The sequence below is a fragment of the Prevotella sp. TCVGH genome (assembly GCF_023522295.1).
Classification (GTDB): Bacteria; Bacteroidota; Bacteroidia; order Bacteroidales; family Bacteroidaceae; genus Prevotella; species Prevotella timonensis.
Window position 1 is genome coordinate 22,548 of the sequence record NZ_QFFX01000027.1, and the last position, 14,354, is coordinate 36,901.

Here is a 14,354-nt window from a genome sequence, read left to right on the forward strand (position 1 = left end):
TCATTATATTTGTAGTCAAACAATCTAAAATGAAAACTAATCAATGATTTATATTGATGTTCCAGAGAAGAATAGGTTAACCAGTTTTTACCTTGCCACCGAAGAATACGTAGCACGACATATTGCCGATAACGAAGATTATTTCTTTATTTGGCAAGTCCCCCCTACTGTGATGGTTGGACGTAACCAGTTAATAGACAACGAAATAAATTTACCATATTGCCGAGAAAAAGGTATTCATCTTCTTCGGCGTAAGAGTGGTGGAGGATGTATTTATGTGGACGAGGGTTGCTTGCTGTTCTCGTATATTACGCACAATGATCAAGTAAATCTTGTTTTCACCCAGTACATTGACCGCATTGTGCAAATGCTTCGACAACTTGGAATAAATGCCGAAGCAGGAGGCAGAAACGACATTTTGATTGATGAGAAGAAAGTGTCGGGAAATGCTTTCTATCATGTTCCCCAGTGGAGCATCGTACATGGCACCATGCTCTACGACACCAATCTTCAGAATATGGTGGCAAGTATCACGCCAAGTCAACAGAAGTTAAACAGTAAAGGCGTGCAAAGCGTTCGCCAACACATTGCCTTACTTAAAGACTATACCACACTCTCCATAGAAGAAGTGAAGCGTCACACGAAGGAGTTTCTATGCACATCCTCCCTCACCCTCAAAGAGAAGGACATCAAGGGCATTGAAGAGATAGAGCAAGACTACCTGTCGGATGAGTTTACTTATGGCAACAACCCGCGCTACACGATGACCAACAAGCAACGCATTGAGAATGTGGGCGAATTGGAGGTGCTTATGGAACTCAAGAACAACGTTATCAAGCACGTGAACATCATGGGAGATTATTTCCTAACGGGCGACCTTGACAATGCTATCTTGAAACCATTGCAAAACATCCCATACACCAAGCAAGCCATAGAGGCGGCTTTACCCGAGCAAGTGAACCACATCATTAGAAATTTGAACAAGTCACAATTGGTCAACTTGATTGTAGATCCGCCAAAACAATAACAATAGAATGGCACTTTTTAACCGCTAATAATAAATCTATGTATAAACCTAAATTTATAAAATATGGAAAATAAACGAACTTGTCTGCATGACAGACATGTAGCCTTGGGTGCTTTAATGCAGCCATTTGGTGGCTACGACATGCCTATCCAGTATTCATCTATTATTGAAGAGCATAATGCTGTGCGCCAACACTGTGGCGTTTTCGATGTTTCCCACATGGGCGAAGTCTACATTACGGGGAAAGATGCAGAAAAATATGTGAACTACATCTTTACCAATGATGTCACCAATGCTCCCCTAAACAGCATCTTTTATGGAATGATGCTCTATCCTGACGGAGGAACCGTAGACGACTTGTTGGTTTACAAGATGGGCGAAAACGAATTTTTCTTAGTCATCAATGCCGCCAACACTGACAAAGACGTAGAATGGATACGTCAGCACGCAGAAGGTTACGATGTAACCATTGACCATTGCTCAGACTATTACAGTCAGTTGGCAATTCAAGGACCAGAGGCAGAAAGCGTTGTGGAAGAAGTATTACACCTATCTTGTAAAGATTTGGCGTTTTACGAAGCAAAGACAATAGACGTCAATGGTGAGCAAATTATTGTAAGTCGCACTGGTTATACAGGAGAAGACGGCTTCGAGATATATGGTTCACAAGCTTATATCGTTCAAGCATGGGATGCTTTAATGGAGAGCAAACGTTGTACACCTTGCGGTTTGGGCTGTCGTGACACCTTGCGCTTTGAGGCAGGTCTTCCTCTTTACGGAATGGAGTTATCTAAAGACATCACACCAGTAATGGCAGGACTAAGCATGTTTTGCAAATTAGATAAGCCCGAATTCATTGGAAAGGAAGCTATCGCCAAGCAAAAAGAAGAAAAACCAAAGCAAAAAGTCATTGGACTGGAATTAGAGGGGAAAGCCATTCCTCGCCATGGTTATCCCGTTATGAAAGACGGGAAGCAGGTAGGTATTATCACTACAGGCTATCACTCTATCAGTTTGGATAAAAGTTTGGCATTTGCCTTAGTAGATTTAGAGCATTCCAAACTCGGTACAGAACTGGAAGTTCAAATTAGAAAGAAAACATTCCCCTGTGTAGTTGTCAAGAAGAGATTCCTCAACAAACATTAGAAAAGCGAATACGTTTAATGAAAATCTGTGACGATGACTATCACAGCATGTTTCATCGAATGTAATAAATAACAAAAAATCATCAATAAAATAAATCAAAAAAATATGGCAAAAGTAATTGAAGGACTCTATTACAGCGAGTCGCACGAGTATGTAAGAGTAGAAGGTAATATTGGTTATGTTGGAATCACTGACTATGCACAACAAGCTTTGGGCAACATTGTTTATGTAGATCTTCCAGAAGTGGATGATGAAATTGAAGCAGGCGACGACTTTGGTGCTGTAGAGAGCGTAAAAGCTGCAAGCGATTTGGAAAGTCCAGTAAGTGGTACGGTGGTTGAAGTGAATGAAGAACTTGAAGATACACCTGAGAAAATTAACGAAGACGCCTTTGAAACTTGGATTATGAAATTGGAACTGTCTGACAAATCCGAATTAGAGAGTTTGATGGATGCCAAGGCTTATGAAGAATTCTGTAAAAAGTAATATGGTTATGAATTACAAGTTTTTTCCACATACAGAAGAGAATGTTTCTGATATGTTGGATAAAATTGGTGTAAAATCTCTTGAAGACTTATTCAAAGAAATTCCAGAAGAAGTACGTTTCCGTGGTGAATACGACATTCCTGGAGCAAAAAGTGAAATAGAGATTCGCCAATTTTTTAATCAACTGGGAGCAAAAAACCAACAACTCACTTGCTTTGCTGGTGCTGGCGTGTACGATCATTACACGCCATCAGCAGTTCCATCCTTGGTGAGTCGCTCAGAATTTCTAACCAGCTATACCCCTTATCAAGCAGAAGTATCACAAGGAACACTTCATTATATCTTTGAATTTCAAAGTATGATGGCAGAGTTGACGGGTATGGATGTATCCAATGCGTCTATGTACGACGGCTCTACTGCCACAGCAGAAGCTGTATTGATGGCGAAAGCGAACCATAAAAAGGCAAATAAAGTTCTCATTTCTGAAACAGTAGACCCAAAAATCCTTTCTGTTATTAAGACTTATGCACATTTTCAACAGATAGATATTGAAATGATAGCAGAACGGGACGGCATTACCGACCAAGAAGATCTGGAACAGAAATTAGCAGAGGGTGGCGTTGCTGGTGTAGTTGTACAATATCCCAATTACTATGGTATTGTAGAAGATTACACAGGTGTAGCCGATAAGTGCCATGAACAAAAGGCATTGTTCATCATGAACAGCAATCCTTCTGATTTGGCTTTGCTCAAAACACCAGGAGAATTGGGCGCAGACATCGCCGTTGGTGAAGCTCAATCATTGGGCATTCCCATGGGATGGGGTGGTCCGTATGTAGGATATATGTGCTGTACGGATAAACTCGTGCGCAAGATGCCAGGACGTATCGTTGGGAAAACCATCGATGAAGAAGGTCAACGTGTGTTTGTCCTCACGCTACAAGCGCGCGAACAGCACATCCGCCGACAGAAAGCGACATCAAATATCTGTTCGAATCAATCATTAATGGCACTTTGGGCAACGATATATCTTTCTTTAATGGGTAAAGAAGGATTGAAAGAAGCTGCACAATTGTCTTATGACGGTGCACATTATCTATGTGAACAGCTATTGAAAACAGGACATTTCACATTGGCTTACGATCAGCCTTTCTTCAATGAATTTTGCGTGAAGTATGACGGTAACCTCCAAGAACTTCAACAACGATTCATTGAAAATGGCATCTTTGGTGGTATACAAGTTGGTGATGACATGCTCATGTTGGCTGTAACCGAAAAGAGAACAAAGGACGAAATTGATCAACTAATAGAACTCGTGCCATGAACCATCAACTATATCATAACTTAATATTTGAACTTTCTCACCCTGGAAGACGTGGATATACGCTTCCAAAGAATGAATTTGGGCGACATGAAATACCTGCCACATTAAAAAGGACAGTCGATGCCGAGCTTCCAGAGTGTGATGAACTGACAGTAGTGCGCCACTATACCAACCATAGTGAGAACAACTTTGGCGTTGACAACGGCTTTTATCCGCTGGGATCGTGTACTATGAAGTACAATCCAACTATCAATGAAGAGATGGCAGCACACCCTGCATTTGTCAATCTGCATCCACTTCAACCTGCTGAAACAGTGCAAGGCGCAAAAGAAGTGTATGAGAATTTGCAACAAGCCTTATGCGCTTTAACAGGATTGTCTCGCTTTACGCTTAATCCATGTGCAGGAGCTCATGGAGAATTAACGGGACTCATGATTATCAGTGCATATCACCAAGCAAACAACGATACGAAGCGTACCAAGATTATCGTACCTGATTCTGCCCACGGAACAAATCCCGCATCGGCTGCGGTATGTGGATTAGAAGTGGTAGAGGTAAAGAGTACCGCCGATGGATTAGTGGATGTAGAGCACCTCAAGACACTCTTAGGAGACGACATTGCTGGAATGATGATGACAAACCCCAACACTTTGGGACTCTTCGAGACACATATTCCAGAGATTACCAAACTCATTCATGACTGCGGTGGTTTGATGTACTACGATGGAGCAAATCTTAATCCGCTGTTGGGTGAATGTAGACCTGGCGATATGGGATTTGATGTGATGCACATCAACTTGCATAAGACATTCTCTACCCCACATGGAGGCGGTGGTCCTGGCTCTGGTCCTGTGGGTGTTTGCGAGAAATTGGTAGATTTCTTACCCACCAATAATTGTGCAACCAATGCAAAAGGGCATTTTACCATTACGGTTCATCCTTATCACGGACATTTCCTCACCTATTTAAGAGCCTACACTTACATCCTCACCTTAGGCAAGGAAAATATCAAGATGGTAGGACCTTATGCCACATTGAACGCCAACTACATCAAAGAATGCTTGAAAGACGTTTACAAACTCCCCATAGACACCATTTGCAAGCATGAGTTTGTGTTTGATGGTCTTATGGACAAGAGTACAGGAGTTACCACAATGGACGTTGCTAAGCGTTTATTAGACCACGGCTTCCATGCTCCGACAATCTATTTCCCATTGCTTTTCCACGAGGCAATGATGATAGAACCTACCGAAAACGAAAGCAAGGAAACGCTGGATGCATTCATAGAGGTGATGCGCAAGATTGCCGACGAGGCAAAGAACGACCCTGAAATCGTGAAAAGCGCACCGCACGAAACACCTATTAAGCGTGTGAACGATGTGGAAGCAGCCAAGCATCCTATACTTACCTTTAAGCAATTGATCGATGACAACAACTGATTTAATCATCATTGGAAGTGGTCCTGGAGGCTATCGCGCAGCTGATTATGCTGCGAAGAATGGCCTTCAGGTCATCATCTTCGAAGCCTTAGAAGCAGGCGGGACGTGTCTTAATTGTGGATGTATCCCAACCAAATGCTTGGCACACGATGCCTCTAAAGAAGAAAAGCCTGCCTTCGAACAGGTGATGGCAAGAAAAAATGAAGCTATCCAGCAATTGAAAGCAGGAGTAGAGACATTGCTTTCCCAGCCTAACATTACATTGGTGCACGCCAAGGCATCTTTTAAGGACGCTAAAACCATTGTTGCCAATGGAGAGGAATATGCGGCAAAATACGTCATCATAGCCTCTGGATCGCAAGCAAAAGTACCGCCTATCGAGGGTATTGTTTACAATCCCCACGGAAATTCCAATGTCCTTACCTCTACAGAATTACTTTCCATCGATCACATCCCTGAAAAGTTGTGTATCGTAGGAGCTGGTGTCATTGGTATGGAGTTTGCCTCTGCCTTCGCACAGTTCGGCAGTCAGGTAACGGTAGTCGAATTCATGAAGGAATGCTTACCGACATTAGACAGCGATATTGCAAAACGATTAAGAAAATGTTTGGCAAAGACAGGCATTCAGTTCTATTTGCAAGCCGCAGTGAAGAAAGTAGAAAATGGCAAAATATACTTTGAACAAAAAGGAAAAGAACAATGTGTAGAAGCAGATACTATTCTTATTGCAACTGGACGGGCTGCCAATATCGAAGGGCTAAACCTTGATGCCGCAGGGATTGCCTACGACAGAAAAGGCATTTTAGTCAATGACAATATGGAAACATCCGTCAGTGGTATTTATGCCATTGGCGATGTGAATGGACGACAAATGTTAGCACATGCTGCCACATTCCAAGGAATGAGAGCCATCAATCACATACTTGGCAAAGACGATCATATTCGGTTCGACATCATGCCCGCTGCCGTATTCACCTATCCTGAAGCCGCTTGCGTAGGCAAGACAGAAGATGCATGCAAGGCAGAGAACATAGCATACAAGACTAAGAAAGGTTACTATCGTGCAAACGGTCGTGCGCTTTCTATTGAAGAAACCGAAGGAATGGTGAAACTCATCACAGATGAGGAGGACAAGGTTATTGGATGCCATGTATATGGTGCTCATGCAGCAGAACTTGTTCAAGAAGTTTCGGCGTTGATGAACTTGAATATCAAGCTCAATCAGCTGAAGGATATTATTCACACCCACCCTACTTTGGGTGAAATCTTGCAAGATATCGCAATAGGCTAAAAGCCATGTCACGAATATCTTTACAAAGTTGGAAGATTGTGCCGCATAGTTGGGCTATCGCCTATTGATGATAGCCCGTCTAATTCACTTTCTTCCAACTTTTTTATTTGGCACATTATTTGCATTACCTTTTATGCGAATTCATAAAAACATTATTATACAATGCAAAAAGGTAATATTGGGGTTACAACAGAGAATATCTTCCCCGTTATTAAAAAGTTTCTCTATTCTGATCACGAGATATTTCTTCGAGAGTTAGTGAGCAATGCCGTTGACGCAACTCAAAAGTTGAAAACTCTTTCAAAACAAGGAGATTTCAAAGGCGAAGAAGGATATTTGACCATTCATATTAAGTTAGACAAAGAAAAAAGCACATTAACAATCAGCGATCGTGGTATTGGTATGAACGCTGAGGAAATAGACAAATACATCAACCAAATAGCTTTTTCGGGTGTAAACGACTTCATGGAGAAGTATAAAGAGAATGCCAATGGCATTATTGGACACTTCGGATTAGGTTTCTACTCTGCCTTTATGGTTAGTAAGAAAGTAGAAATTATTACCAAAAGCTATAGGGAAAACGAGAAAGCCGTGAAATGGAGTTGCGACGGCAGCCCAGAATATACCATAGAAGAGACAGAAAAGGCTGACCGTGGAAGCGATATCGTGCTTTATATCGATGACGACTGCAAAGATTTTTTGGAAGAACAGCGCATCCAAACACTACTCAACAAGTATTGTAAGTTCTTGCCTATTCCGATAGCTTTTGGCAAAAAAACAGAGTGGAAAGACGGCAAACAGGTTGAAACCGCAGAAGACAATGTCATTAATGATACCGAACCATTGTGGACAAAAGCTCCTTCTACATTAAAGGATGAGGACTATAAGAATTTTTATCGCACCCTCTACCCCATGCAGGACGAACCGCTGTTCTGGATACACCTCAATGTGGATTATCCGTTTAACCTCACTGGTATCCTTTATTTCCCAAAGGTAAAGTCGAACATTGAGCTGCAACCCAACAAAATACAATTGTACAGCAATCAGGTCTTCGTCACAGATCAGGTAGAAGGCATTGTACCACAGTTCCTTACCCTGTTGCATGGCGTTATCGATTCTCCTGACATTCCATTGAATGTGAGCCGTAGCTATCTTCAAAGTGATGCTAATGTAAAAAAGATTTCAACCTATATCACCAAGAAAGTAGCCGATCGCTTGCAATCTATCTTCAAAGAAGACCGTAAAAATTACGAAGAGAAGTGGGACGATCTCAAGATATTTATCAACTACGGCATGCTCTCTCAAGAAGATTTCTATGACCGTGCTAAAGACTTTGCCCTATTCAAGGACGTAGATGGCAAATACTTTACCTTTGATGAATACCGCACCCTTATTAAGGATAACCAAACAGATAAAGACGGACAACTCATCCATCTTTACGCAACCAACAAGGATGAACAATATACGTACATAGAGTCAGCAAAGAACAAGGGCTACAGCGTCCTACTCTTTGACGGACAATTGGATGTTGCAACGGTATCCATGTTTGAACAAAAGTTTGAAAAGAGCCGATTTAGTCGTGTAGACGGAGACATCATCGATCGTATCATTGTAAAAGAAGAGACCAAGGAGTCGAAGTTAGACAAGAACGATCGTGACAATTTGTCACAAGTTTTCAAATCACAGCTGCCTAAAATCAATCAGGCTGAATTTAATGTAGAGGTGCAAGCTTTAGGCGAATCAGCCATGCCACTCATCATTACCCAGAGCGAATATATGCGTCGTATGAAGGAGATGAGCAAGTATCAAGCTGGCATGGGCTTCTATGGGAGTATGCCCGATATGTTTACATTAGTATTGAACAGTGATCACAAACTGATTCAAAATGTACTCGACAATTGCAGCAAAACTACCGCCGATGCCTTGAAACCCATTGAGAGTGAACTCAAAGGACAAGAAGCAAGGTTGGCAGCCCTGCATCAGAACCAACAGAAAAAGAAGCCGGAAGAAATAACGCAAGAAGAAAAACAAGATGTCGAAAATACGCAAAAAGCAATCGATGAGCAGAAACAAAAGAAAGCAGACATCATTGCTAATGCGGCTAAAGACAATAAAATCGTACACCAACTCATAGACTTGGCTTTGTTACAAAATGGCATGTTGAAGGGAGCTGGTCTCGATAAATTCTTAAAGCGTAGTATTGATTTAATTCGATAAGAAGTTTTTCAAGGCTTAAAACATAGTGCTGAAAAACCATTTATATGTATTCAACGCCACTCACTGCAGTGGCGTTTTTTTATTTCTTTCGAAAAAAAGTTGTGAAAATGTTTGGCGTTATCGCAAAAACTCCATACCTTTGCAAACGCAATTACAAAAGTAATGCACTTCGGCTCCCTGGCTCAACTGAATAGAGCATCTGACTACGGATCAGAAGGTTGTGGGTTTGAATCCCGCGGGAGTCACTATCAAGGATGTGTTTTTCAACACATCCTTTTCTTTTTTCCCCCCGACAACATGGATTTTCGTACGCTGCAGTGAGCCAAAATAAATGCTGAATTTTCTTTACAAAGTGTCTCTCAAAACTCGCGTGAAAACAACCAACGGCAAAGTTGGTCGCAAATACGCAAGTTTTGAACAACTTTCATAACTCACTGTTGTTAAAGGCATTATGCTTACATCGCCTCTTTTCTTTCGTGTTTTTACCACTTTTTGGCGATTGAAGCATTGAGATAAGCCTGCTATTTGCATACTTTAATGCTCCTGAAGTATGTGAATAACACCTTTAATACATGTTTTCAAGCCCGTAAAGTCAATGTTTCAGCCTAAAAAGACGATTATTTTGTTCAAATCAGCGCATTTTTGCATGTCGTTTGCCTATTATTTTTTTCTATTTTGAAGATTTTAGATGACCGTTTTTTGATAAAATAATAGGACAAAAACGACGAATGCCATGACCAAAAATGATACGAAATAAGAGGGCGGCTTGGATATGTTTACTGGCACAGGGTTTCCCGATTAACTTCCACCTCACATCCAATCAGCTACTTTGTACAAACTTCTCTTAAGTTTGCTCACCTGATATTTCTCTGTCGATCTTCTCACCCCGTTCTTCTGTAAATCTGCATGCGTTTTAATATCCTAATGAGATCAGAGGTCTACATCCATGAAACAGTTTTCGTATGTTGTTAAGCAATCGCAACTTACTGATATATAGCAAGATATAAGAATATGTAAAGATAGAAAACTTTTGAGTGAATAGGAGACTTCAAGTGCTTACCAGCGCTTTAATTTTTTAATCAAAGAAAACGCTTTGTAAATTCATAAAAAAACATTAATTTTACCGCATCTAAAGTGAATGCGTATATGAAAAAGTTTTTTATCATAATATTGGGAGTTGTTGCATGCTGCAATACCTGTTTGGCACAGTCTACATTTAAGTATAAGTCAGAACGCAATCCATGGGACACATACATTGGTGCAAAGGGTGGCGCCATGTATTGTAAGTTGACAAATATTGAAAATAGTCCGAAGATTACGGGGTTTGGAGGTCTTTTTGCAGAATCTTTCCTGACCAAGCACTTCTCTGTTCAACCCGAATTCATGTTTGTACATCAGGGTGCAAACAGCGCAAAACCATATAGGAAAGATGCTTCGACGGAAAAATTTAATTACCAATTTAACTTCATCTACATTGACTTTCTGTTAAAGCAATATATCGGTAATCATTTTAGCATATATTCTGGCTTTCATACGGGAAAAGCACTATCCATGAAATGCAATGGGAAAACTATCAAGTCGGAACTCAACACCAACGATTTTGCTATTCCTGTTGGCGCATCAGTGACGTGGAAAAACTTGAGTTTGGATGCCCGTTACAACATTCCTATCAAGAAAATAGCCGAGACCACCAAAGCGAAACAACTTTTAGGACCCGCAAAGAACAACTCCATCATGTTGAGTTTAGGCTACCAATTCAAAATTTTCTAAAAATCGTCTTAGATAAAACAAGAAAAATAGCATTCAGATTCTTGTTCGGCGAATCGTCCTGCTATTTTCTAAAGTTCTATTCATCTTCTGTTGGCAGTTGTGGGAGTGAGATATGAAATCTAACTGCAAGATAGCGAATGACACAAACAACCGAGAATACAGTAACGACAGTGACACTCACATCTACGCCTAAAGAATACATCACCCAATAAGTCACACCTCCAACGATACTCGCCAAGGCATAAATTTCCTTGTGAAAAATAACGGGAATATTATTCAATAACACATCTCGAATAACACCACCGGCACAACCTGTCATGCACCCCATGATGATAGCTATCCAAAAGGGGAAACCACAAGCTAACGTTTTTTGCATTCCTGCAATGGTAAACAATGCCAATCCAAGGGTGTCGAAGGCAAACCATGTATTATCCAATCGCTTCAGAGACTTGGAAAATACTATCACGAATACTTGAGCGAATATCGTACATATTATATAAATAGAAGATGTCATCCAAAAAGGAGTGACTCCTAACATGACATCACGAATCGTACCGCCACCAATCGCTACGGCAATGCCACATACAAAACCTCCAAACCAGTCGAACTTCTTGGCAGCAGCGTGACGAATACCAGAAATAGCAAATGCAAAAGTGCCCAAAAACTCTATTACTTGCTGAAGTGTATAAATAAATTCAGGGCGTCTGAAAAATAATTCAGGAGAATACATATTATAAAAAGAGGTATAATATTCTTGAAATCTTGCAATTATAAAAGACTAAAAATGAAGTTATTTGTTCACCACATTAGTAGGTTCCCCCTGCACGAAAGCCCTCACATTGTTGATGGCAATATTGACCAATCGCTTTCTTGCCTCCTGTGTAGCCCAAGCTATATGCGGCGTGATGAATGCATTGGGTTGCTGAAGTAGAGGATTATCAGCTGCTGGTGGTTCTTGACACATCACGTCAGCACCATAGGCAGCCAACTTCCCTGATTGAAGAGCCGCTGCAACATCCGCCTCATTCACCAAAGGTCCACGACCTGTGTTGATTAAGATAGCTCCCCGTTTCATCTTGTTCAAACTCTCTGCATTGATTAATTCACGAGTTTCTGGCGTCAACGGACAATGAAGAGTTAGAATGTCACTCACTGAAAGCAGCCCATCCAACGTTGTTTTCTGAATTCCTTCGGGTAAATCGACTGCATTCTTACTGGTGAAAGCGTAAACTTCCATACCAAATTCCCGCGCAATATGTGCGACTTTGGTGCCAATATGTCCCAAACCAACGATTCCCAATGTCTTTCCTGCGACTTCAATCAAGGGAGTATCCCAGTAACAAAAATCAGGGTTTTGAGTCCACCTACCCTCTCGAGTCTGCTGTGCATAATGTTCCACACGATTTGAAATCGCGAAAATGCTTGCAAACACCATCTGCGCAACACTGTAGGTACTATAAGAGGGTATGTTGCTCACCACAACATTTTGTTTGTGTGCTGCTTCAATGTCGATATGATTAAAGCCCGTTGCTAACACACCGATATATTTTAGTTGCGGTAGCTGCTGGAGCTCGTTCGCTGTTATTTTAGTTTTGTTCACCAACAAAATGTCAGCATCTATGGAACATTCTACGACTTGTTCTTGCGAAGTACGATCATATACCTTCAATTGTCCAAACTCCTTAAGCTCCTCCCAAGATAAATCTCCAGGATTAGCGCAATGACCATCTAAAATTACAATGTTATATTTTCTCTGTTGTTGTTTTGAATCCATCATTTACTATGTTTTAATCATTTGTTTTCTGATGTGGATGCGTCTTTATATCTGTCGCCCCAGCATTGAAGCATCCACTGATATAATTTCTCTTCGGCAGGACTGTGTTGCCCATGCCATATTCTATGATGCTGCAAAGCATCTGGTAAATACTGTTGTTGAACGAAATGTCCGGGATAATCATGGCTATACAGATAACCATCATGATAGCCCAAATCTTTCATTAGTTGTGTGGGGGCATTCCTCAATGGCAATGGAACAGGCAAATTCCCCGTTTCCCGAACGATTGACAAAGCCTTATCAATGCCCAAATAAGCAGAATTACTTTTAGGACTGGTAGCCAAATACACCACTGCTTCAGCTAAAGGAATCCGACCTTCAGGCCACCCAATTTTCATAACCGCATCGAAAGCCGCATTTGCTAACAGCAAGGCATTGGGATTAGCCAATCCTATGTCTTCCGCAGCACTAATCACTAAGCGGCGTGCAATAAACTGAGGGTCCTCTCCTCCCTCTATCATTCGAGCCATCCAATACAGTGCTGCATCGGGATCACTACCACGAATGCTTTTGATAAAGGCAGAAATAATATCATAATGCATTTCACCTCCCTTATCATAAGCCAAGGGATTCTGCTGCAACTGTTGCTCCACAATTTGATCGGTCACCACCACTTTTTCTGTTTCGGCAGCACTAACGACTAATTCTAAGATGTTAAGTAGTTTGCGAGCATCACCCCCACTATAGCGAAGTAATGCACCTGTCTCTTGAAGTTCTATGTTTCGATTCTTCAATATGACATCTTCATTCACTGCGCGATGCAATAGTTTCAAGAGATCTTCTTTGCCTAAAGGTTTGAGTAGATACAGTTGACAACGTGAGAGTAAAGGTCGAATCACTTCGAAAGACGGATTTTCAGTCGTTGCCCCTATCAGCGTAACGATTCCTCTCTCCACAGCACCCAACAAAGAGTCTTGCTGCGACTTGCTAAATCGATGAATCTCATCAATAAACAAGATAGGTGAAGCGGTTTGAAAGAAATGATTACCCTTTGCTCGTTCAATGACCTGTCGCACGTCCTTCACACCACTGGTCACTGCACTAAGGGTATAAAAAGGCGTTTCTAACTTGTTTGCGACAATCTGTGCAAGTGTGGTTTTACCAACGCCAGGTGGTCCCCACAAAATAAAAGAAGAGACGTGACCAGATTCTATCATCTTGCGTAGAACGGCATCCTTCCCCACCAAGTGCTGTTGCCCAACATATTCATCAAGCGTACGGGGCCGCATTCGTTCTGCTAAGGGTTCACTCATATCGTCTTTCCTTCTTCATTAGTCCTCTTAAAAGGGTCTTTATCAATGGCTGTCTTTGGCTACTTTAAGCGCATCTCCATTATCGCAAAGATACGAAAACTTTCATGAACGAAAAGCATAAACTATGTTTTTTTGGCTTCATTCAAAAAATCATAGGAAAAGTTTGTCAAATATAAATTAAGTATATATTTTTGCAGCGTGAGAAATGAGGAGGATTGGTAGCGCAATAGGATGAGTAAAATAGCGTAATCCAAAAAGCTTTCACCACCTTCAAACAAATAGATTGATTAGTAATCAATAGCTTTCGTGTTTTAGAACATTGTAAATAACAATTGAACGACGACTTAAAGATTTATGAAACAAAAAGATGCATTATCACTTAAGACACTGACTAAGAGCAGTGTGTGGGATATTCAAGAAAATGATGTTTTCAGATTGTGGGAGGCAGCAGAAAAGGATGCTGACCTCAAGGATAACATGCGTCATTACTTAGTGTTTACTGAATAATGTATAACTCTCTGATATTTAAGTTTATATAACTTTATTTCTTCGTTTGTTTAACTAGAA

The 14,354-nt window shown here is 41.0% G+C and carries 12 protein-coding genes and 1 tRNA gene; 10 read left to right on the plus strand and 3 right to left on the minus strand.

Annotated elements, in window-relative coordinates; all coding sequences use genetic code 11:
* Positions 1-43: 43 nt before the first annotated feature.
* The 9 genes from DEM91_RS06720 (at position 44) to DEM91_RS06760 (ending at position 10,700) form a co-directional block, all read left to right on the plus strand.
* Positions 44-1,027 carry a lipoate--protein ligase gene (locus tag DEM91_RS06720; RefSeq protein ID WP_249858385.1) on the plus strand — a complete coding sequence of 328 codons (984 nt, stop codon included), beginning with the start codon at positions 44-46 and terminating at the stop codon, positions 1,025-1,027.
* 63 nt (positions 1,028-1,090) lie between these two features.
* Positions 1,091-2,173: a glycine cleavage system aminomethyltransferase GcvT gene (gcvT, locus tag DEM91_RS06725; RefSeq protein ID WP_195252597.1), complete on the plus strand. Its 1,083-nt coding sequence runs from the start codon at positions 1,091-1,093 to the stop codon at positions 2,171-2,173.
* Positions 2,174-2,278: 105 nt separating this feature from the next.
* Positions 2,279-2,659: a glycine cleavage system protein GcvH gene (gene gcvH / locus DEM91_RS06730; RefSeq protein ID WP_008122768.1), complete on the plus strand. Its 381-nt coding sequence runs from the start codon at positions 2,279-2,281 to the stop codon at positions 2,657-2,659.
* 7 nt (positions 2,660-2,666) lie between these two features.
* Positions 2,667-3,983: an aminomethyl-transferring glycine dehydrogenase subunit GcvPA gene (gcvPA, locus tag DEM91_RS06735; protein WP_249858386.1), complete on the plus strand. Its 1,317-nt coding sequence runs from the start codon at positions 2,667-2,669 to the stop codon at positions 3,981-3,983.
* Complete coding sequence (gcvPB, locus tag DEM91_RS06740) at positions 3,980-5,422, plus strand: aminomethyl-transferring glycine dehydrogenase subunit GcvPB (protein ID WP_249858387.1); 1,443 nt, start codon at positions 3,980-3,982, stop codon at positions 5,420-5,422. The genes gcvPA and gcvPB overlap by 4 nt, the downstream gene beginning before the upstream one ends.
* Entirely contained in the window at positions 5,409-6,713 is a 1,305-nt protein-coding gene (gene lpdA / locus DEM91_RS06745; protein ID WP_103002983.1) for a dihydrolipoyl dehydrogenase, read from the plus strand. The genes gcvPB and lpdA overlap by 14 nt, the downstream gene beginning before the upstream one ends.
* A 162-nt stretch (positions 6,714-6,875) precedes the next feature.
* Positions 6,876-8,930, plus strand: coding sequence for a molecular chaperone HtpG (htpG, locus tag DEM91_RS06750; RefSeq protein WP_249858388.1), 2,055 nt, complete (start codon positions 6,876-6,878; stop codon positions 8,928-8,930).
* 171 nt (positions 8,931-9,101) lie between these two features.
* Positions 9,102-9,175, plus strand: a tRNA-Arg gene (locus DEM91_RS06755).
* A gap of 901 nt (positions 9,176-10,076) precedes the next feature.
* Complete coding sequence (locus DEM91_RS06760) at positions 10,077-10,700, plus strand: outer membrane beta-barrel protein (RefSeq protein ID WP_249858389.1); 624 nt, start codon at positions 10,077-10,079, stop codon at positions 10,698-10,700.
* 76 nt (positions 10,701-10,776) lie between these two features.
* On the opposite strand, the gene DEM91_RS06765 is transcribed toward DEM91_RS06760, so the two are convergent.
* The 3 genes from DEM91_RS06765 to DEM91_RS06775 are packed head-to-tail and all read right to left on the minus strand — an operon-like array spanning position 10,777 to position 13,787.
* Entirely contained in the window at positions 10,777-11,430 is a 654-nt protein-coding gene (locus tag DEM91_RS06765; RefSeq protein ID WP_036893293.1) for a trimeric intracellular cation channel family protein, read from the minus strand.
* A gap of 60 nt (positions 11,431-11,490) precedes the next feature.
* Positions 11,491-12,477, minus strand: a complete 987-nt coding sequence (locus DEM91_RS06770) for a D-2-hydroxyacid dehydrogenase (protein ID WP_249858390.1) — start codon at positions 12,475-12,477, stop codon at positions 11,491-11,493.
* A 14-nt stretch (positions 12,478-12,491) separates the two neighbouring features.
* Positions 12,492-13,787, minus strand: coding sequence for a replication-associated recombination protein A (locus DEM91_RS06775; protein WP_249858391.1), 1,296 nt, complete (start codon positions 13,785-13,787; stop codon positions 12,492-12,494).
* 354 nt (positions 13,788-14,141) lie between these two features.
* Here DEM91_RS06775 and DEM91_RS06780 point away from each other — a divergent pair, with 354 nt between their 5' ends.
* On the plus strand, positions 14,142-14,294 hold the full coding sequence (locus DEM91_RS06780; protein WP_249858393.1) for a hypothetical protein: 153 nt from the start codon (positions 14,142-14,144) through the stop codon (positions 14,292-14,294).
* Positions 14,295-14,354: the final 60 nt, after the last annotated feature.

What these genes read in the sequence shown, in the direction of transcription:
- htpG (WP_249858388.1), top strand. Translation starts at nt 6,876, where the DNA reads ATGCAAAAAGGTAATATTGGGGTTACAACAGAGAATATCTTCCCCGTT.
- gcvT (WP_195252597.1), top strand. Translation starts at nt 1,091, where the DNA reads ATGGAAAATAAACGAACTTGTCTGCATGACAGACATGTAGCCTTGGGT.
- DEM91_RS06775 (WP_249858391.1), bottom strand. Translation starts at nt 13,787, where the DNA reads ATGAGTGAACCCTTAGCAGAACGAATGCGGCCCCGTACGCTTGATGAA.
- DEM91_RS06770 (WP_249858390.1), bottom strand. Translation starts at nt 12,477, where the DNA reads ATGATGGATTCAAAACAACAACAGAGAAAATATAACATTGTAATTTTA.
- gcvPB (WP_249858387.1), top strand. Translation starts at nt 3,980, where the DNA reads ATGAACCATCAACTATATCATAACTTAATATTTGAACTTTCTCACCCT.
- gcvPA (WP_249858386.1), top strand. Translation starts at nt 2,667, where the DNA reads ATGAATTACAAGTTTTTTCCACATACAGAAGAGAATGTTTCTGATATG.
- lpdA (WP_103002983.1), top strand. Translation starts at nt 5,409, where the DNA reads ATGACAACAACTGATTTAATCATCATTGGAAGTGGTCCTGGAGGCTAT.
- DEM91_RS06720 (WP_249858385.1), top strand. Translation starts at nt 44, where the DNA reads ATGATTTATATTGATGTTCCAGAGAAGAATAGGTTAACCAGTTTTTAC.
- DEM91_RS06760 (WP_249858389.1), top strand. Translation starts at nt 10,077, where the DNA reads ATGAAAAAGTTTTTTATCATAATATTGGGAGTTGTTGCATGCTGCAAT.
- DEM91_RS06780 (WP_249858393.1), top strand. Translation starts at nt 14,142, where the DNA reads ATGAAACAAAAAGATGCATTATCACTTAAGACACTGACTAAGAGCAGT.
- DEM91_RS06765 (WP_036893293.1), bottom strand. Translation starts at nt 11,430, where the DNA reads ATGTATTCTCCTGAATTATTTTTCAGACGCCCTGAATTTATTTATACA.
- gcvH (WP_008122768.1), top strand. Translation starts at nt 2,279, where the DNA reads ATGGCAAAAGTAATTGAAGGACTCTATTACAGCGAGTCGCACGAGTAT.